This window comes from Cellulomonas xylanilytica (genome assembly GCF_007989805.1).
In the GTDB taxonomy this organism is placed as follows: domain Bacteria; phylum Actinomycetota; class Actinomycetes; order Actinomycetales; family Cellulomonadaceae; genus Cellulomonas; species Cellulomonas xylanilytica.
In genome coordinates this window covers 176,911-195,892 of sequence record NZ_BJUB01000005.1, presented here as the reverse complement: position 1 = coordinate 195,892, position 18,982 = coordinate 176,911, and the positions used below count along the sequence as shown (strand labels likewise).

Here is an 18,982-nt window from a genome sequence, read left to right as displayed (position 1 = left end):
ACACGGTGGTATATCGATAAACACGATCGTAGCCCACCCTGACGCGCAAGCACCGAAGGAGCCCTGCAATGAAGCGACGCTCACGTCCCACCGCGCTGGCCGCCCTCGCCGCGGCAGCCGCCCTGGCGCTCACCGCGTGCAGCGGCGACTCCGGCGACGGCGGAGACTCCGGCGGCACCACCACGCTGACGTTCCTCTCCTGGACGGGTGAGGAGCAGATGGAGCAGGTCATCGACGCGTTCGAGGAGGACCACCCCGACATCGACGTCGAGGCCTCGTACTCGCCGCCGGTCGCCGAGTACATCCAGGCGCTGCAGACCCGCGTGCTGTCCGGCACGGCTCCCGACGTCTTCCTCATCGCTGCGGAGAACAAGACGAACCTCATCAACGGCGAGCACGTGCTGGACCTGTCGGGCGAGGACTTCGTCGAGAACGTCGAGCCGTTCAACCTCGAGACCTACGGCCGTGACGGCAAGTACTACGGCCTGTCCCTGTCGTCGTGGGCCGCCGGGTACCTCTACAACAAGGAGCTCCTGGCGCAGGTCGGGTACGACGCGGTGCCGGAGACCTGGGACGAGTTCCTCGAGATGTGCGCCAAGCTCCAGGACGCGGGGATCACGCCGTTCCTCGAGAGCGTCGACCAGATGCCGACCACCGTCTCGGCGTGGGTCGGCGCCAAGAACGCGGAGATGGAGCCGTCGCTCGACGACCAGATCTTTTCGGGCGAGTCCACGTTCGCCGAGCAGTGGACGCCCGAGCTCGAGGAGTACAACCGGATCTTCGAGGAGGGGCTCATGTCCCCGGACGTCGTCGGGCTCGACGGCGACCAGGTGCGCGACGAGTTCGCCAACGGCCGTGTCGCGGTCATCAACGGCGGTCCGTGGTTCATCGGCGCGCTGAAGGAGGCGAACCCCGACCTCGACTTCTCGTTCTCGCTGGTGCCGGCGATCGACGGTGGCGAGCCGTTCGCGGCCGGCGCCGCGTCGCCCGGCTACGCCATCAACTCCAAGGCCGACGAGGACAAGCAGGAGGCCGCCAAGACGTTCCTGCGCTGGCTCGCCACGCCCGAGGCGGTCGAGCTGTTCCAGAGCCTGACCAACGACGTCACGGTCACCAGCGACTTCGAGCCGCCGGTCGACCCCACGTTCGAGCCGATGGTGCCGTCGATCCGCGAGGGCCAGCTGTACCTGCCGATGATCGCCTGGCAGCGGGCCGAGGACGTGCTCAACGTCGAGGCCGTCGCCCAGATCCAGCGCATGATCCGCGGCGAGGTGGAGCCCGAGCAGGTCGCCGAAGCCCTCGACACGAAGCTCGCCGCTTCCTGAGACCGCGTGCTCGGCGGTGCGCACGCCCGCACCGCCGAGCACGCTGAGAGGGGATCTCGTGACCACGCTCGCCACTCGTCCGACCGCGGGCCTGCGCCCGTCCGACGCCCGCACCTGGCTCAGCCGCCCGTCCGGGGGCTGGCGTCAGAGCGCCGTCAACAAGGCGTTCCTGCTGCCCGCCATCGCGGTGTTCGTCTTCCTGTTCGTCATCCCGCTGGCCCAGACCTTCTGGTGGAGCCTGACCGACTTCACCGGGTACAGCCCCGAGGCGGCCTTCGTCGGCCTGGCCAACTACCGGGTGATCCTGACCGACCCGTCGATGCTCGCCGGCCTCGCGTTCACGCTGCTGTTCGGCGTGGGCACGACGCTCCTCATCACGCTCCTGGCCATCCCGCTCGCGGTGCAGCTCAACAAGGCGTTCCGCGGGCGCAACCTGGTCCGCTCCATCTGGTTCTTCCCGGCGATCCCGTCGATGGCGATCCTCGGCCTGGTGTGGCGGTACATCCTGTCGCCGCTGGACTCGGGTGCGCTCAACACCGTCCTCGGGACGTTCGGTCTGGGGCCGGTCAGCTGGCTCTCCGACCCGACGCTCGCCCGGATCTCGGTCATCGTGGTCGGCGTGTGGGCAGCCACCGGCTGGCACGCGGTCCTCTACACCGCGTACCTGCAGTCCATCCCGCAGGACTACTACGAGGTGGCCCGGATCGACGGGGCGACGCCGCGGCAGCAGTTCTTCGGCATCACGCTGCCGCTGCTCACCCCGGCCATCGTCATCAGCACCTTCCTGCTCATGACCGGCGGCCTCAAGGTGTTCGACCTGCCCTACACGCTCACCACCGGCGGCCCCGGCTTCTCGACGTACACGATCACGCAGTCGATCGTCGTCTCCGGTGTGGGCCAGGGCCGCTACGGCCTCGCCTCCGCGCTCGCGGTGATGTTCACCGTCGCGGTCGCCGCCCTGTCCTTCGGTCAGCTGTGGCTGACCCGGCTCGTGGAGAAGAGGTTCACGTGACCGTCCCCGTCTGGCGCCGTGCGGCACTCAGCGTCGCGATGCTGCTGCTCGCCTGCCTGATCGCCGTCCCGCTCTACTACGTCGTCGTCAACACGTTCAAGACGCAGGGCGAGATGGTGGCCTCCCCGCTGTCCCTGCCGACGTCGCCTGTGCTCGACAACTACCGCGAGGTGCTGAGCGACCCCCGGATGTACCGGTCGTTCGCCAACACCCTGTACGTCACCGTGATCTCGGTGGTGCTCCAGCTGCTCGTCGGGGCGCTCGCGGCGTACGCGATGGTGGTGCGCACGTCGCGCCTCAACCGCATCCTGGCCAACCTGCTGCTCATCGGCTTCGTCGTCCCCGGCCAGTCGACGCTCATCCCGCTGTACCGCACGCTGGTCGGCTTCGAGCTCGTCGACAACCTCAACGGCCTGGTCGTCATGTACCTGGGCGGGGCGATCTTCTGCTACTTCCTGGTCCAGGGGTACATGCGGACGCTGCCGTTCGAGGTGATCGAGGCGGCGCGCATCGACGGTGCGCACGACGGGCAGATCTTCTGGCACGTCGTGCTGCCGCTCATCAAGCCGATCCTGGTGACCGTCGGCATCTTCCAGTCCATGTGGGTCTGGAACGACTTCCTGCTGCCGACGGTGTTCATCTCCAGCCCGGACAAGCGGACCGTCGTGCTGCAGGTCTACAACGCCGTCACCGAGTTCACGACGAACTGGCCCATGTTCATGACCGTCTCGGTCATCGCCCTCGTCCCGATGATCGTCTTCTTCGTCCTGACCCAGAAGCACATCGCCAGCGGCCTGCTCGCCGGCAGCGTCAAGGGCTGACACCCCCACCCACCGTCTGAGGAGACACCCATGCCCGATGAAGCACTGACCGCCGTCATCGACCTCGACCTGCCGGGCCCGACGATCAGCCGGCACATCTACGGCCACTTCGCCGAGCACCTGGGCCGCTGCATCTACGGCGGTTTCTGGGTGGGTGAGGACTCGTCCGTCCCGAACGTGCGCGGCATCCGCACCGACGTGGTCGAGGCGCTGCGCGCGCTGCGCATCCCGAACCTGCGCTGGCCTGGCGGCTGCTTCGCCGACGACTACCACTGGAAGGACGGCATCGGGCCGCGCGACGAGCGCCCCCGGATGGTCAACTCCCACTGGGGCGACGTGGTCGAGGACAACGCGTTCGGCACCCACGAGTTCATGGACCTGTGCGAGCTGCTCGGCGCCGAGGCGTACGTGAACGGCAACGTCGGGTCCGGCACCGTGCGCGAGATGAGCGAGTGGGTCGAGTACCTGACGCGTGGCGACGACTCGCCGATGGCCGCGCTGCGGCGGGCGAACGGTCGCGACGAGCCCTGGAAGGTCCCGTTCTTCGGCATCGGCAACGAGCCGTGGGGCTGCGGCGGGAACATGGCCGCCGAGCACTACGCCCACCTGGCCCGCCAGTACGGCACGTACGTCCGCAACCACGGCGGCAACGAGGTGACCCGCATCGCCGCGGGCGCCAACAGCGACGACTACGGGTGGACCGAGGCGCTCATGAAGGCCGTCTCGTGGCTGGGCTGCGCGCGCGACCCGCGCGGCTTCTTCCAAGCGATCTCGCTGCACTACTACACGATCAACGGGTCGTGGGACGACAAGGGCGACGCCACCCGGTTCGACACCGACGACTGGTACGTCACCATGCTCCGCGCGCGGCGCATGGAGGAGATCGTGCGCGGGCACGCCGCGGTCATGGACGCGTACGACGCCGAGAAGCGCATCGGCCTCGTGGTCGACGAGTGGGGCACCTGGTGGAACGTGGAGGAGGGGACCAACCCCGGCTTCCTGTACCAGCAGAACACCCTGCGGGACGCGCTGGTGGCCAGCGTGCACCTGGACACGTTCCACCGGTTCGCCGACCGGGTCGTCATGGCCAACATCGCGCAGACCGTCAACGTGCTGCAGGCCATGATCCTCACCGACCCGGACACGGGCGCCCTGGTGCTCACCCCGAGCTACCACGTGTTCGAGATGAACACCGCGCACCACGACGCGTCCGCGCTGACCGTAAACCTGCGCGGCGACGTGCCCACGCGCGAGGTGGAGGGCACCGCGCTGCCGCTCCTGTCGGCGTCCGCGTCGACCACCGGCGACACCGCGCTGGTCTCGCTGTCCAACCTGGACACCGACGAGCCGCTCACCCTGGTGCTGGACCTGCGCGGGCGCGACGTGGCGGGCACCTCCGCCCGGCTGCTCACGGCCTCGACGCTCCAGACGCACAACACGCCCGAGCAGCCCGAGGCCGTCGCGCCCGTGAAGTTCGAGGGTGTCCGGCCGCACGCACGCGGCCTCGAGGTGGAGCTGCCGCCGCACTCGTACGTGACGGTGTCGCTGACGCTCGGCTGACGGTGGTGCGGGTCAGGCGGCCAGGTGGAACGTGCTCGCGAAGCGTTCCAGCAGGTCGCCTGACCCGTGCAGCACCTCGACCACGCCGGTCGCGATGGCGCGGTCCGGAGCGAGCTCGCCGGAGATGAGCCGGCGGACGTCCGGGCCGACCGCGAAGGAGAGGTCGGCCGGTCCGTCGCCGCGCGTCACGTCGAGCGTGGGGCCGTCCACGCGGACGAGCAGCTCCGCGGTGCCGACGCGCGCGGCGTAGGCGGTCGCAGGCAGCGTCGCCGCCACCTGCGGCCGGAACGCCGTGCGCAACGTCATCGTCATCGCGTCCGGGGTGATCACCTGCTCGTCGCGCGGGTCGCCCATCGACCTGAACCCCCACGCGCCGAGCGCGAGGACGACGGGTTCGAGCTCGCGGCCGTACGGCGTCAGCTCGTAGATGATCACGCGCGACCGCGGTGCCCGGCGGATGACCCCGCCCTCCTGCAGCTGCTTGAGCCGCGCCGCCAGGATGTTGCTCGGGATGCGGGGGAGGCCCGCGGCGAGCTCCCCGTAGCGGCGCGGCCCGACGAGCAGGTCCCGCACGATCAGCAGGGCCCAGCGCTCACCGACGAGCTCCAGGGCCTGCGTGATCCCGCAGTACTGCCCGTAGTCGCGTGCGGCCACAGACGTCAGGCCTGCTGGTCGGCGAGCGCGTCCGCCGGCGGAGCCGCGGCGGCCGGGTCGAACCAGCCGAACTCGATGATGTTGCCGTCGGGGTCGTTGAGCTGGCGCTGGTACATGAAGCCGTAGTCGGAGGCCGGGTGCGGCTCCGCGCCGCCCGCCGCGAGACCGTCGGCGACGGTCGCGTCGACCGCGTCGCGGCTGTCGAGGAAGATCGCCGTCGACACCGACGGGTTCGTCGCCGGGTCCCCCAGGGGGAGGGCGGTGAACGTCTGGAAGTACTCGCGCGTCAGGGCCATCACGTAGCTGTGGCCGGGCTCGACGACGAAGCAGGCGGCGTTGTGGTCGGACATCGCCGGGTCGAGGGTGAAGCCGACCGCCGTGTAGAACGCCTTCGCGCGCTCCAGGTCGGTCACGGGCAGGTTCACGAACATCGCGGTCATCGTCGTCGCCTCTCGTCGTTCCTCAGCGCTTGCTTGGTGATCTCACACTTGCAAAAAACAAGTGGCCCGTCAAGGTCGAGCAATGTCGATCGCGGATCAGGCAGACACACCCGGGGATCGACGTCCGCGGGCCTACGGAGCACGTTGGCGCAAGCCGGACAACTGGCTCGCCCGTCGCGCACCTAGCATGTGGTCCATGCGGTCCGCCGTCGGAGCATCGTCAGAGAAGCTGCCTCGACACCTTCGGCACCTCGTCCACGACCTGGACGGGATGGGCGACGGGACCGGACGCAGCCTCGTCCACGCGCTCGCCACGGCGCAGGTCTGGGAGCCCTATTTCCAGATCGTCCGGTGGCGTGAGCGCCACGGGGAGTACGTGCTCGACCACGACGACGAGTACGTGCTCGCCATGATCAACGCGCTGGGCGGTGGGCTCGACGCGTCGATCGTGGCTGACGCCCTGACGGCGGACGACGAGCTGCGGGAGGGGACGTTCTGGCGCATGTTCGAGGTGTCCGGCTCGAGGCGTGTCAACCTTGCCTACCTCGACCGCTATCGAGGCGAGCCCGGTCAGGGGTGGCAGGCGAGCATCGACCTCTTGGTCACAGACGGCACGCTCGACCGGGACCGAGTGCTGGACGCGTGCGCCGGAGCCCTTGGTCGCGACTTCCCGGCGGCGCAGAGGCGGTGGTTCGCACGCCTCCGGTCGAGCCTCGCGGCGAGTGGCGGGAGGCCCTAGCGCCGCACAGCCAGATCGACGCGGCTCGGTCAGCCGAGCTCGTCGCGACGGCGCACCAGGTACGCCGTCTCGGCGGTGTTGCCCGCGAGCGCGATCGCCCGGTCGTAGGCGGCGCGCGCGTCTGCGCGGCGGTCCAGCCGGCGCAGCAGCTCGGCGCGGGTGGCGTGGAACGCGTGGTACCGGTCCAGCGCGTTCCCGAGCTCGTCGACCACGACCAGTGCGGCGTCCGGGCCGTCGACCTCGGCGACCGCGACGGCGCGGTTGAGCGCGACGACCGGTGAGCGGTCGAGGCGGACCAGCTGGTCGTAGAGGGCCACGACCTGCGACCAGTCGGTGTCGCGGGCGTCCGCCGCGTCGGTGTGCACCGCGTTGATCGCGGCGAGCAGCTGGTAGCGGCCGGGTGCGACGCCCGTGGCGAGGCGTTCCCGCACCAGGCGGTGCCCCTCGTCGACGAGCGCACGGTCCCAGGCGCCGCGGTCCTGGTCGGCGAGCGGGACGAGCAGGCCGTCCGCGGAGACGCGGGCGGGACGTCGGGCCTCCGTGAGGAGCATGAGCGCCAGCAGGCCGGCGACCTCACCGTCCTCGGGCAGGAGCGTGCGGACGAGCCGGGTCTGCCGGATCGCCTCGGCGGTCAGGTGCGGGCGGATGGGGTCGGTCTCGGGACCGGTCGCGAGGTAGCCCTCGTTGAACACGAGGAAGAGGACGGCGAGGACACCGGTGGTGCGGGCGGGCAGGTCCTGCGCGGACGGCACCCGGTAGGGGATGCGCGCGTTGGAGATCTTGGCCTTCGCGCGGGTGATCCGCCGGCCCAGGGTGCTCTCCGGCACCAGGAACCCGCGGGCGATCTCCGGGACGGTCAGCCCGCCGACCAGTCGCAGCGTCAGCGCGACCCGGGCCTCCATCGCCAGGGCGGGGTGGCAGCACGTGAAGATCAGCCGGAGCCGGTCGTCATCGATGGCACCGAGCGGCTCGGGCGGACCGGCGTCGGTCAGCATCAGGGCCTCCCGCTGCAGGGGGTCGCGCCTGTTCTCGCGCCGGAGCCGGTCGATGGCCTTCCGGTTGGCGGTCGTGGTCAACCACCCGCCCGGGTTGGGCGGGACGCCGTCGGCCGGCCACCGTTCCACGGCCGTCGCGAAGGCCTCGGCCGCCGCCTCCTCGGCGAGGTCGACGCCGTAGCGGCGGGCGAGCGTGGCGACCAGCCGGGTCCACTGCTCCTGGTGGGCCCGCGAGATCGCTGCGCTCGCGTCGGTCACGCCAGGACCGGCCGCACCTCGACCCGCCGGTTGCACGCCTTGGACCCCTCCGTCATGAGCGCGAGCGCGACATCGAGGTCGGGCGCCTCGATGATCCAGAGGCCGGCGATGTGCTCCTTCGACTCGACGAAGGGACCGTCGGTGAGGATCGGCTCGTCGCCGCGGGCGTCGATGACGGTGGCCGACTCGGGTGCGGCGAGACCGGCCGCGAACACCCAGTGGCCACCGCTGCGGAGACGGTCGTTGAACGCGTCGATCGCCACCATCTCCTCCGGCGTACCGGAGCCGGTCCTGTCGTCGATCACGGACACCAGGTACTGCATGTCACACCTCCGAGGTCATCCTGCTACGCGTACTGCGGACGGCCGGCGGGCCGGTAGGTCTGCGCCAGGATGCCCGTCGCGAACCTGCGCGACTCCACCAGGTCGAGCGCGAAGTCTTTTCCTTCGTCGGGAAACAGCCGCGTGCCCGCTCCGACGATGACCGGGCACACGATCAGCACCAGCTCGTCGACCAGCTCCCGCTCGAGCAGCCACCGGATCAGCTGCCCGCTCCCGTGCACCTGCAGCTCACCGCCGGGCCGGGCCTTCAGCTCGCGGACCGCCGTCTCCAGGTCACCGGACAGCACGGTCGTGCCCGCCCACTGCGGCTCGGTCATCGTGCGCGAGGCGACGAACTTCGGCCGGGCGTTCAGCGACCGGACGAACGGGCTGTCCACGTCGTCCCGCACCCCCCAGTAGCCCGCGAAGAGGTCGTAGGTGCGCCGGCCGAACAGGAACGCGTCGGCGCGCAGGTAGCAGTCGCCGATGTAGGCGGTCGACTCGTCGTCGCCGAGCGGCAGCGCCCAGCCGCCCCGGTCGAACCCGGGGTCCAGCGTCGGGTTGTTCCCGCCGTTCGCCTGCATCACGCCGTCGACGGTGATCTGCGTGTTGGTGACCAGCTTCATGGTCGTCGTCCCTTCGTCGGTGTTCCTCACCTCTCCAACGAACGAGGACGCCCCGATCCGACAGCGGCGGCGAACGTCCGTACTCGTTCCGCCATCGCCTCCGGCACCTCCGCGACGGTGAAGTGGCCACCCTCCTCCAGCCGCTCGAACACGCGCAGGTCGCGGTAGAACCGCCGCGCGACCGACTCCGGGTTGTCGTGCTCGTGCCTCTGGACGAACACGGCGGCCGGCACGTCGACCGGGGGGATCGTCGCGTCCCCGCCGTCGACGTACGTCTGGAACGAGTGCCCGATGCTCTGGGTCACCCAGTACAGGGTCGCCTCGGTGAGGATCTGGTCGCGCGAGATCCGTCGTTCGACGGCCGCCGGGTCTCCGGCCGGGGTGTCGCTCCACTCCACCAGCTTCTCGGTGAGCCACGCGAGCAGACCGGCGGGCGAGTCGTTCAGGGCGGCCGCCAGGGTGTCAGGCCGGGTGCCTTGCACGTGGGCGTAGGCCGCCTGCTCGTACCACCCGGCCGCCATGCGGTCGTAGAACGCGCGCTCGTCCGGGTCCGTCGTCGCCTCCCGCTCGTCCTGCGTCAGGAAGTGCGCGTGCGTGACGACGACCCCCGCGACCGCCTCGGGGTGCGTCGCGGCGACGAGGTCGCTGACGTTGGCGCTGATGTCCTCCCCGTAGGTGAGGTAGCGGGAGTAGCCCAGCACGTCCGTCATGAGCGTGTGCGCCAGCTCGGCGAGCCGCTGCTCGGTGGGGGACTCGTCCAACGGCGGGGAGAACGCGAACCCGGGCAGGCTCAGCACGACCACGTGGAAGTCCGTCAGCAGGTCCGCGAAGGCCAGCTGTAGCGCGAAGGTGTGCGGCCACCCGTGCATCACGAGCAGCGCCGGGGCGTCCGCGTCCGCCGACCGGCGGTGCACGACGTGCAGCGTCACCCCGTCGACGTCCGCGAGGAGCTGCGGGTGCTGGTTCAGCCACGCCTCGCGCGCTCGCCAGTCGAACGACTGCCACGAGGCGACGAGCTCGCGCAGGTACGTGGAGGTCATGCCCGACGTCGGCCGGCGCGGCGAGTCGTCCAGGAAGCGCGTGCGCGCCAGCCGGTCGCGCAGGTCGTCGAGAACCGGCTGCGGCACGTCGATGACGAACGGTCGGACGGTCATGGGGTCACCGTAGGAGCCGCCTCCGACATCCCGGATGTCAGAGGTCGCCAGCATGATCGACCCGACGGGACCGCACCGACGAGGAGACCCCATGACCGCCTTCAGCCGCTCCGACGACCTGCAGGGTGCGACGTTCACCGGCGTGAACCTGCGCGGTGCGCGGTTCGCCGAGTCGGACCTGTCCGGCGCCGTGATGCGCGGGGTCGACGTGGCGGACGTGGACATCGACGCGCCGTGGCTCCCCGAGGCCGACTTCTTCCGCGTCAACGGGGTCGACGTGATCCCCTTCGTCGAGGCCGAGCTCGACCGCCGCTTCCCCGGCCGGGCGCAGCGACGGGCGGCCGACCCGGACGGACTCCGCGCGGCGTGGGCCGCGCTGCAGCGCACGTGGGACGGCACCCTCGAGCGGGCCGACGCCCTGCCCGCCGGGGCCGTCGACGTCTCCGTGGACGGGGAGTGGTCGTTCGCGCAGACGCTGCGCCACCTGGTCTTCGCGACCGACACCTGGCTGGGCAAGGCGATCCTCCGGCTCGAGCAGCCGTTCCACCCGCTCGGCCAGTTCGACGCGGGGGCCGCCCGTGACGGCACCGACCTGACGCTCTTCACGACGGGGACCCCGGCGTACGCGGAGGTCCTGGAGGCGCGGGCCGACCGGGTCGCGATGGTGCGCGACCTGCTCGCCGGCGTCACGGACGCCGAGCTGGCCGAGACCCGCGCGAACCCGCACGCCCCGGAGCAGCCGGAGACGGTGCGGGCCTGCCTGCACGTGATCCTCGAGGAGGAGTGGGAGCACCACCGTTTCGCCGTGCGCGACCTCGACACGATCGAGGCCGCCGCCGAGGCCTGACCCGATCACCCGGCCCCGGCGTATCTGTCCGCCGGAGCGCCGGCCCCTTCAAGGAAACGCGCGTCGCCATGGCGCACGAGTCTCGAAGGGGAGGCACTCTCATGGCACTCGGAACGCAGCTCTCGCCCACGCAGACGCTCGTCACGTTCTGCCTGTGGGCCCGCCGCCACGGCTACTCCGTCGGCGAGATGCACGGGTTCTCGGCGGTGCACCCCGTCCACACCGGCGGGTCGTGGCACTTCGACCAGGACGGCGGCTTCGGCAAGGCCGCGGACATCAACAAGAACGGTCCCGACGAGCGCGACGCGCTGATCGAGGCGCTGAACCGGGCGCAGGAGCTCGGCCTCGGCGTCATCTTCGCGCGCGACGGCTCGGCGGGTGTCAGCGGCTCGCACAAGAACCACCTGCACGTGGACGTCGGCCCGTTCAGCCACCTCGGCGCCTCGTCGTCCCGGCCGCGTGGTGGCGGGGACGCGCTGACGGACGCGCTGCAGCGTGCCGTGAACACGGGTCCGGACCAGGTGTGGGGGACCGAGACGGATGCCCGGCTCGAGTCGGTCAAGGCCGCGAGCAACCTCATGGGCGTCGGCTTCCCGCTGGGGATCGCGTTCACGCAGCGCGTGGTGGGGGTTCCCGACGACGGTGTGTGGGGCCGGGAGTCCCGCCGGGCGCACGACGCCGTCACCATGAACATCCAGCGAGCCTTCGGCCGGCCGGCGAACGGGGTCTGGGACGCCGGGCTGGTGACCGTGTACTCCCGCGCGCGGGAGCTGCGCAGCCGCGTCTGATCAGCCGGGCAGGACCCCGCCCTCGAACGTCGACGCGTCGCCCTCGAACGGGCGCAGCGTGTCCGGTGCGGGGAAGGGCAGCACGTAGCTGGCCGTCACGACGTCCACGGCGCCGAAGTCGTCGACCTTCACGACGACGCGCTCCGGTGTCACCTCGACGAGGCGCACACGCTCGCGGGTGCCGTCCGGCAGCTCGAGCTGGTACAGGTCGGCGAGCCAGTGCAGGCCGCGCTCCTCGAGCGCCTCCTCGGCGGCGAGCCAGTCGACGGTCCCGGTCGCCTCGCGGCCCAGGGCGTCATGGGCGACGAACCCGTCGCCCTCCGGCCGGATCCAGCCGAGGCGCTCGCGGTCGCCGGGGCGGCGGTGCTCGATCCAGCTCTCCAGGGGCATCGGCCGATCGTAACGACGCCCGTCCGGCGCCCGCGCGCAGACATGTCAGTGCCGGGTGGCCACCCAGAGCTCTTCGGCGGGCCACCGGCGCGCCCAGTCGGCGGACACGATCTCGTAGAACGCGTGGTCGTCGCCGTCGGGCGGCGCGTACAGCTCGTGCAGCGCCTCCACGACGAACCCGGCCCGGCGCAGCAGCCGGACCCAGTCGCCGTGCGACGGGTGGAACTCGACGCCGCCACCGGGCCACCGCACCTTGTACGCCTCGCGCTGCCCGCGCAGCAGCTGCTCCTCCGCGACGCCCTCGTCCGCCGGCACGCACAGGGCCGACAGGTGGCTGTTGGTGAGGAACACCAGCCGCCCGCCGGGGCGCAGGAGCCGCGCGGCCTCCGGGAGCCAGCGCTCGGGGTCGCACCAGGCGGCGGCGCCGTGCTCGCTGACCACCAGGTCGGCGCACCCGTCGGCCAGCGGGACGTGCTCCGCGTCGCCCTGGACCAGCGGGAAGACCGGCCCGTGCTCGTCCTGGAGCCGGCGGGCCGTCTCCAGCTGCTCGCCCGAGAGGTCCACCGCCACCGTGCGGGCGCCCGCACGGGCGAGCCAGGCGGAGAAGTACGCCGTCCCGGACGCCAGCTCCACCACGTCGAGGCCGCGCACGTCGCCCAGCACGCCGAGGTCGTGCTCGGGGACCTCGAACAGTCCCCAGACCGGCTCCGGCCGCACCCACTGCTGCTCGGCGGCCGCGTCGGTGAAGCGCTCGTTCATGACGGCCCACAGCGCCCGGTTCAGCGCGGTCTCGGACTCTCGGCCGTCGGGCACGTCTCGACTGTAGGGCCGGGCGCCCCGGATGTCCGGGATGCCGGGTCCGGAGTGCCCTGAGCGTGCAACGTCACAGGTGAAGTACCGAAAAAGGGTTTCCCCGGCGCCGAGTCGTATCGATACGATCGAGGCACGACGCGACCCGGAACCACCGACCGCCGCGGACGTCCCCACCCGCTCTCCAGTCCCAAGGTCTCGCTGTGCCCAAGGTCCTCACCGCCGGTCGCCCCTGGCGTGTCATCGTCCTCTTCGCCGTCCCCCTGCTCGTCGGCAACGTCGTCCAGCAGCTCTACCAAGCCGCTGACGCGGTCGTCGTCGGCCGCGTCCTCGGCGTCGACTCCCTCGCCGCCGTCGGCGCGACGGGCGCCCTGCTGTTCCTCCTGCTCGGGTTCGCCTGGGGCATGACGAACGGCTTCGCGATCCCGACCGCGCAGGCGTTCGGCGCCGGCGACCACGCGGCTGTCCGTCGCTCGGTCGCCGCGGGGACCGTCCTGTCGGCGGCGACCAGCGCGGTGCTCACCGTGGCCGCCCCGCTCCTGGCCGGCCCGGCGCTCCGGCTGCTCAGGACCCCGGAGGAGCTCCTGCCGGAGGCGACGACGTTCGCCGTCATCAGCTTCCTGGGCGCCAGCACGATGATGTTCTTCAACTTCCTGTCGGCGATCATCCGGGCGATCGGGGACTCGCGCACGCCACTGGTCTTCCTGACCGTCAGCTGCGTCCTGAACGTCGTCCTCGTGCTCGTCGCGGTCGGCGGCCTGGGCATGGGTGTGGCCGGCGCGGCCGTGTCGACGGTCATCTCCCAGGGCGTCTCGGTGGCGCTCTGCCTGGAGTTCGTGCGGCGCCGGGTCCCGGTCCTGCACGTGCACCGCGACGACTGGCGGGTCAGCGGCGTCGAGCTGCGTCGCCACCTCAAGCTCGGCCTGCCCATGGGATTCCAGGCCTCGATCATCGCGATCGGCACGCTCGCCGTGCAGGTGCGCCTCAACGAGCTGGGCTCCGACGCGGTCGCCGCGTACACGACGGCCGTCCGCGTCGACGGTCTCGCGGTCGCGCTGCTGGCCTCGCTCGGGCTCGCGGTGTCGATGTTCGTCGCGCAGAACCTCGGCGGCGGCCGGCCGGACCGCATCCGCAGCGGCGTCGTCCAGGCCATGTGGCTCTCGGTCGGTGGCGCCCTGGTCCTGGGTGTCGTGCTCGTCGCCGGCGGGTCAGCGATCGTCGGCCTCTTCGTCGGCGAGGGCGAGCAGCGCGTGGTCGACATGGCCGCGCACTACCTGCTGGTCAACGGGATCCTCTACGTCGTGCTGGGCGTGCTGTTCGTGCTCCGCGGTGCGCTCCAGGGGCTGGGCCAGACCGTGGTGCCGACGCTGACCGGCGTGGTCGAGCTCATCTGCCGCGTCGGCGCCGCGAGCGTCCTCGGCGCGGCCTACGGCTACGGCGGCGTCGTGTGGGGCAACCCCCTGGCGTGGATCGGCGCGGTCGTCCTGCTGGTGCCGGCCTACGTGGTGGCGTCGCGACGCCTCGCGCTGCAGCCCGTGGCCGGGGTCGTGCCGCCGAGGCGCGTCACGCGGGTGCGGCGGCGCGGACCGTCGGCGCGCAAGGTGCTTCGTCGCCCGCGGGTGCCGTCGGCCTGATCAGGGGCCGGTGACCAGCGGCAGGATCACCGAGTCGATCATCTGCTCGACGAACGCGTCGTCGACGCGCTGGCCTGCGACCATCTTGCGGTAGGCGATCATGGCCGGCGCGACGGCGGAGACCATGTCGAGGTCGACGTCGGGCCGCAGCTCGCCGCGTTCCTGCGCCCGCTCGAGCAGGCCTCGCATGAGGCTCACGCGCGAGCGGACGAACTGCTGCTGGAAGGCGGCGGCGACGTCGGGGTTCTCGCGCACCGCGGACATCACGCCGGACATGAGCTCGGCGTCGTCGGACCGCTTGCGACCGAAGCGGACCGACAGCAGGTCGGAGCGCAGCGACCCGGTGTCGGGGATGTCGTCCGCGGTGGTGGGGATGCCCGGGGTGCAGACGATGGCGTCGACGGTGAGCTGCACCTTGGACGGCCAGCGGCGGTAGACGGTGGCCTTGCCCGCTCCGGCGCGGTCGGCGACGGCGTCCATCGTCATGCCGTCGAAGCCCCGCTCCGCCAGCAGCTCGCGGGTCGCCTGGAGGATCGCGTCGTCCTTGGACTCGTCGCGACGACGACCCGGCCTCCGGGCGGTCACAGGCGTTGCGTCGTCCACGCGCCGTCCTCTCTGTCGGGTGCCCACTCTATCCAGAGAAAACGAGACTGAAGGGTTCCGGAACTAGTGAGTTCCGTATTACAGTCGCTCCACCGACCACGACGTCCCAGGAGCACCCTCATGTCCACACCCACGCAGGCACCGCCGGAGAGCCGGCACCGCTGGCTCGTCCTGGCCACGGTCGCCCTCGCCCAGCTCATGGTCGTGCTCGACGCGACCATCGTGAACATCGCGCTGCCCTCCGCCCAGGCGGAGCTCGGGTTCAGCGACAACGACCGCCAGTGGGTGGTCACCGCCTACGCGCTCGCCTTCGGCAGCCTGCTGCTGCTCGGCGGCCGCCTCGCCGACATGTTCGGCCGGCGGCGCATGTTCCTCATCGGCCTCGTCGGCTTCGCGGCCGCCTCGGCGCTCGGCGGCGCCGCGCAGACGTTCGAGCTGCTCGTCGGCGCCCGCGCGCTGCAGGGCGTGTTCGCCGCGGTCCTCGCCCCGGCCGCCCTGTCCGTGCTGACCACGACGTTCACCGTCCCCAAGGAGCGCGCCCGCGCGTTCGGCGTGTTCGGCGCCATCGCCGGCATGGGTGGCGCCATCGGCCTCCTGCTCGGCGGGTACCTGACCGAGAACTTCGACTGGCGCTGGAACCTCTACGTCAACGTCGTCATCGCCGTGGTCGCGTTCGCCGCCGGCACGATGCTGCTGTCCCGGACCGAGGCCAAGCACGACACCCGCATCGACGTCCCCGGCGTTCTGCTGGCGTCGACCGGCCTGTTCGCGCTCGTGTTCGGCTTCTCGCAGGCCGAGCCGCAGGGCTGGGGCGCGCCGGTCGTGTGGGGGTCCCTCGCCCTAAGCGTCGTGCTGCTGGTCGGCTTCGTCCTGCGGCAGCGGACCGCGGAGCACCCGCTGCTCCCGCTCTCGATCGTCCAGGACCGGGACCGCGGTGCCGGCTTCCTGGCCATCCTCGTCGCCGGGTCCGGCATGTTCGGCGTCTTCCTGTTCCTCACCTACTACCTGCAGCTCACGCTCGGGTACGGGCCTATGCAGACCGGCACGGCGTTCCTGCCGATGGTGCTGTTCATCGTCATCACCGCGCAGGTCCAGACGAACCTCCTGGTCCCGCGGTTCGGGCCGAAGGTCGTGGTGCCGCTGGGCATGGCCGTCGGCGCCGCGGCGATGCTCTGGTTCACCACGCTGGACATCGGCAGCGGCTACCCCGCGGTCCTCGTCGGGCTGATCGGCATGGGGATCGCGATGGGCTCGATCATGCCCGCGTCGTTCCAGATCGCCACGCTCGGCATCGCACCCCGGCAGGCCGGTGCCGCGTCCGCGATGGTCTCCACCAGCCAGCAGGTCGGCGGCGCCATCGGCACCGCGGTGCTCAACACGCTCGCCGCGACGGCCGCCACCGCCTACGTCGCCGACCACGCACCGGCCACGCCGGAGGTCCTCGCCGCCGGAGCGGTGCACAGCTTCTCCGTGGCCTACACGTGGTCCGCCGGGATCTTCCTGCTCGGCGCCCTGCTCACCGCGTCGCTCTTCCGGACGCGCCGGGACCGCGAGGCCCGGGCCGCCGCTGTGGTGCCGGTGACGCCCGACGAGGCGCCGGTGCTCGTGCACTGACCGGGGACGAGGGGCTCGCGCGGCCGCGTGCCGCGCGAGCCCTCTCGTGGTCCGTGAGCGCCCACGTGTCGGCGTCGGCCCGCTCCCGAGCCGGTGCCGCAGCGCCACCGGCCTCGACCACCGCGCGCGCCCGGTATGGCATGGAAAGGCCGATACCTCCCGAATGTGCATATCACCCGCCCGGGCGAGAGTCGGCGCCGCCGGCGCACCCGGCTACCGGTTGCCAGCCTCGGTCCCTATCGTGGGTGCGTGAACCCGCTGAGCCGACGAGTGCGCGACGCCCGTGAGAAGGCCGGGCTGAGCCAGGGCGAGCTCGCACGGCAGGCGGGGGTCCACCCGACCTACATCTCGCACGTCGAGAACGACCGTCGTGCCCTGGGCGAGGACGCGCTGGCGCGGGTGGCCCAGGTTCTCGGTGTCTCGGTGGCGTACCTGCTCGACGGCGAGCAGGCGCCCGACTACCGCTCGGCGGAGAGCGCCCTCGTCGAGGCCCGCCGGCTGTCGCGCATGGGGGACGCCCGGGCCGCAGCGGACGTCCTCGCGCAGGTGGACGTGTCCGCGCTGGACGTCGACGCCGCCGCGCGGGTGGGGCTCGCGCACGCCGAGGCCCTCGACCTCGCCGGGGACCTCGAAGGGTCCGTCGACGCGCTGGAGCGACTCTGCGAGCGGCTGATGGAGGCGCACCGCTACCTGCAGGCCGCCTACGCCGCGATGCGGATCGTCATGGCCCTCACCGAGGTCGCCGACCTGCACCGGGCCGTCGCGCGCGGCGAGCACCTGCTGGCCCAGCTGCCGGCCTCGGTCGCCGCCAGCGACGAGGTCGTCCGGCTCGAGTCCACGATCATCTGGGCGTACATCGCCCGCGGCGACGCGACGTACGCGCGCTACCGCGGCCGGCAGCTGCTGGCGCACACCCAGCAGCACGGCTCGGCGCGGGCGGTGTCGTCCGTGCACTGGAACCTCGCCTTCGTCGACGACGCGCTCGGGGACCCCGACGCCGCGCTCGCACAGCTCGAGGCCGCCATCGCGCTGGCGGGTGCCGACGAGATCGACCGCGACCTGCCCCGGCTGCGCCTCGACCGGGCGTTCCTGCTCGTCTCGGTCGAGCCGCCGCGTGCCGCGGAGGCGCTCGCGGACCTCGACGCCGCGCAGACCGCCCTGGAGGTGGGGGAGTCACAGATCGAGCTCGCGCGTGCTGACTCGGTCCGGTCCCGCGCGTGGCTCCTGCTCGACGACGCCGAGACCGCGCAGCGCTACGCGACGCGTGCGGTCGAGCTGCTGCGGGAGGGAGTGCGCCGCGACTCGGCGTCCGCGCACGAGGTCCTCGGCGACGCGATGCTCGCCCAGCGCTCACGCCCCGAGGCCGTCAAGGAGTACCGGTCGGCGGCCGAGCTGCTCGACATGATCTCGTCCGGCCGGTCCGCCGCGGTGCTCTGGCGTCGTATCGGCGACCGCCTCCGCGTGGCCGGCGACGAGGACGAGCGCGTGGTCGAGGCCTACGGCCGGGCGCTCGCCGCGGCCGGGATCCGCGGCGTCCTTCCTCCTCCACCGAGGGCCTGAACGCGCAGAACGGTGATGTCTACCCCCTAGTGTCCTGCGTCATTGCGGTACAGACACCGGCTAGGGACCATTCCAGGTGTACGGGAGAGTCCGGTACACCCTCGGAAAGGTTCCCTCATGAAGAAGCTCAGCGTCGTCGTCGTCATCGCCCTCACCGCTTTCGCCGGTGTCTCCACCGCCACGGCGACCTCTGGTTCCACCCAGCAGGTCGCGTCCCCCTGCTGCAAGCAGGCGATCTGACACCTCCGACGATCCGCGTCGCCGCAGACGTCTCCGCGGTCCGCGGCTGCGGTCGAGACACGGCCGGAACGACCAGCTGGAAGGTTCCACCATGAAGAAGCAGAGCATCGCCCTCGTCCTCGCTCTCACCGCCCTCACGGGCGTCGGGGCAGTCATCGCACCCATGACAGACGCCCAGGCGTCCGCACCGTGCTGCAAGACGGGCACCTGAGAACCGGTGCCTGTGGCGTCCCGCACCCCCCGCGTGCGGCGACGCTTACCACGTCCCGCCGGCCGGTGGACGCCGTCCTGGTGTCCACCGGCCCGCCGGGTATGTCTGGACGCCCGACCGGCTGGCCGCAGGCCCCGCAGGATCAGCCAGGATCCAGGTGATTCTCAGGTTCCAGGATTCACCCGGAAGGACGGCCTGGACGTTTGACCAGGACCATGTCCGTGCCGCACACTCGTCCTGACGGTGCGCATCGCCTGCCCCCTGCGCGGTGCGCACCGTCTTCACGTCCGAAGAGCGGGACGGGTCCCCTGACCCGTCCCGCTCTTGGCGTCTGTGCGTGCGCCCGACCTGCCGCGCCCCGGCGCGCCATGCCCGTGATCA

20 protein-coding genes are annotated in these 18,982 nt (G+C 71.6%); 11 read left to right on the top strand and 9 right to left on the bottom strand.

Annotated features, from left to right (window positions below):
* Positions 1-68: 68 nt before the first annotated feature.
* The 4 genes from CXY01_RS09715 to CXY01_RS09700 are packed head-to-tail and all read left to right on the top strand — an operon-like array spanning position 69 to position 4,718.
* Positions 69-1,325, top strand: coding sequence for an ABC transporter substrate-binding protein (locus CXY01_RS09715; RefSeq protein WP_146927221.1), 1,257 nt, complete (start codon positions 69-71; stop codon positions 1,323-1,325).
* Between the two features lie 58 nt (positions 1,326-1,383).
* Positions 1,384-2,337: a carbohydrate ABC transporter permease gene (locus tag CXY01_RS09710; protein WP_186813353.1), complete on the top strand. Its 954-nt coding sequence runs from the start codon at positions 1,384-1,386 to the stop codon at positions 2,335-2,337.
* Entirely contained in the window at positions 2,334-3,158 is an 825-nt protein-coding gene (locus CXY01_RS09705; RefSeq protein ID WP_146927220.1) for a carbohydrate ABC transporter permease, read from the top strand. Before CXY01_RS09710 ends, CXY01_RS09705 begins: the two co-directional genes overlap by 4 nt.
* 30 nt (positions 3,159-3,188) lie before the next feature.
* Positions 3,189-4,718, top strand: coding sequence for an alpha-N-arabinofuranosidase (locus CXY01_RS09700; RefSeq protein ID WP_146927219.1), 1,530 nt, complete (start codon positions 3,189-3,191; stop codon positions 4,716-4,718).
* 12 nt (positions 4,719-4,730) lie between these two features.
* Here the strand turns inward: CXY01_RS09700 and CXY01_RS09695 are convergent, their stop codons facing one another.
* Positions 4,731-5,372, bottom strand: coding sequence for a winged helix-turn-helix transcriptional regulator (locus tag CXY01_RS09695; protein WP_146927218.1), 642 nt, complete (start codon positions 5,370-5,372; stop codon positions 4,731-4,733).
* Between the two features lie 5 nt (positions 5,373-5,377).
* Positions 5,378-5,812, bottom strand: coding sequence for a VOC family protein (locus tag CXY01_RS09690; protein ID WP_146927217.1), 435 nt, complete (start codon positions 5,810-5,812; stop codon positions 5,378-5,380).
* 271 nt (positions 5,813-6,083) lie between these two features.
* On the opposite strand from CXY01_RS09690, the gene CXY01_RS09685 reads away from it, so the two are divergent.
* A complete protein-coding gene (locus tag CXY01_RS09685; protein ID WP_146927216.1) occupies positions 6,084-6,551 on the top strand; it encodes a DUF6493 family protein in 468 nt (155 codons plus the stop codon).
* 29 nt (positions 6,552-6,580) lie between these two features.
* Here CXY01_RS09685 and CXY01_RS09680 read toward each other — a convergent pair whose 3' ends face one another.
* Genes CXY01_RS09680 through CXY01_RS09665 form a run of 4 tightly spaced genes read right to left on the bottom strand, consistent with a single transcriptional unit; the run spans position 6,581 to position 9,904 of the window.
* Positions 6,581-7,804, bottom strand: coding sequence for an RNA polymerase sigma factor (locus CXY01_RS09680; RefSeq protein ID WP_146927215.1), 1,224 nt, complete (start codon positions 7,802-7,804; stop codon positions 6,581-6,583).
* Complete coding sequence (locus CXY01_RS09675) at positions 7,801-8,127, bottom strand: YciI family protein (protein WP_146927214.1); 327 nt, start codon at positions 8,125-8,127, stop codon at positions 7,801-7,803. The genes CXY01_RS09680 and CXY01_RS09675 overlap by 4 nt, the downstream gene beginning before the upstream one ends.
* Positions 8,128-8,150: 23 nt before the next feature.
* Positions 8,151-8,750, bottom strand: a complete 600-nt coding sequence (locus CXY01_RS09670; protein WP_146927213.1) for a dihydrofolate reductase family protein — start codon at positions 8,748-8,750, stop codon at positions 8,151-8,153.
* A gap of 26 nt (positions 8,751-8,776) precedes the next feature.
* On the bottom strand, positions 8,777-9,904 hold the full coding sequence (locus CXY01_RS09665) for an epoxide hydrolase family protein (protein ID WP_146927212.1): 1,128 nt from the start codon (positions 9,902-9,904) through the stop codon (positions 8,777-8,779).
* A 91-nt stretch (positions 9,905-9,995) separates the two neighbouring features.
* Between CXY01_RS09665 and CXY01_RS09660 the strand changes: the two genes are divergently transcribed.
* Both CXY01_RS09660 and CXY01_RS09655 read left to right on the top strand, forming a co-directional pair.
* Positions 9,996-10,751, top strand: a complete 756-nt coding sequence (locus CXY01_RS09660; RefSeq protein WP_146927211.1) for a DinB family protein — start codon at positions 9,996-9,998, stop codon at positions 10,749-10,751.
* Between the two features lie 101 nt (positions 10,752-10,852).
* Entirely contained in the window at positions 10,853-11,539 is a 687-nt protein-coding gene (locus CXY01_RS09655) for a hypothetical protein (protein WP_146927210.1), read from the top strand.
* Here CXY01_RS09655 and CXY01_RS09650 read toward each other — a convergent pair whose 3' ends face one another.
* Both CXY01_RS09650 and CXY01_RS09645 read right to left on the bottom strand, forming a co-directional pair.
* Positions 11,540-11,929, bottom strand: a complete 390-nt coding sequence (locus CXY01_RS09650) for a hypothetical protein (protein WP_146927209.1) — start codon at positions 11,927-11,929, stop codon at positions 11,540-11,542. It abuts the gene before it with no gap.
* 45 nt (positions 11,930-11,974) lie between these two features.
* Positions 11,975-12,742 (bottom strand): class I SAM-dependent methyltransferase, encoded by a 768-nt coding sequence (locus CXY01_RS09645; RefSeq protein WP_146927208.1) that lies wholly within the window; start codon positions 12,740-12,742, stop codon positions 11,975-11,977.
* A 200-nt stretch (positions 12,743-12,942) separates the two neighbouring features.
* Between CXY01_RS09645 and CXY01_RS09640 the strand changes: the two genes are divergently transcribed.
* The gene (locus CXY01_RS09640) at positions 12,943-14,373 is read left to right on the top strand and encodes an MATE family efflux transporter (RefSeq protein WP_146927207.1); all 1,431 of its coding nucleotides are present in this window, start codon (positions 12,943-12,945) and stop codon (positions 14,371-14,373) included.
* On the opposite strand, the gene CXY01_RS09635 is transcribed toward CXY01_RS09640, so the two are convergent.
* On the bottom strand, positions 14,374-14,976 hold the full coding sequence (locus CXY01_RS09635) for a TetR/AcrR family transcriptional regulator (protein ID WP_146927206.1): 603 nt from the start codon (positions 14,974-14,976) through the stop codon (positions 14,374-14,376).
* A 120-nt stretch (positions 14,977-15,096) separates the two neighbouring features.
* Here CXY01_RS09635 and CXY01_RS09630 point away from each other — a divergent pair, with 120 nt between their 5' ends.
* The 3 genes from CXY01_RS09630 to CXY01_RS21310 all read left to right on the top strand — a co-directional run bounded on the left by CXY01_RS09630 (position 15,097) and on the right by CXY01_RS21310 (position 18,390).
* Positions 15,097-16,590, top strand: coding sequence for an MFS transporter (locus tag CXY01_RS09630; protein WP_146927205.1), 1,494 nt, complete (start codon positions 15,097-15,099; stop codon positions 16,588-16,590).
* 249 nt (positions 16,591-16,839) lie between these two features.
* Positions 16,840-18,150, top strand: a complete 1,311-nt coding sequence (locus CXY01_RS09625) for a helix-turn-helix domain-containing protein (protein WP_146927204.1) — start codon at positions 16,840-16,842, stop codon at positions 18,148-18,150.
* Positions 18,151-18,267: 117 nt separating this feature from the next.
* The gene (locus CXY01_RS21310; protein ID WP_281285303.1) at positions 18,268-18,390 is read left to right on the top strand and encodes a hypothetical protein; all 123 of its coding nucleotides are present in this window, start codon (positions 18,268-18,270) and stop codon (positions 18,388-18,390) included.
* Positions 18,391-18,982 lie beyond the last annotated feature (592 nt).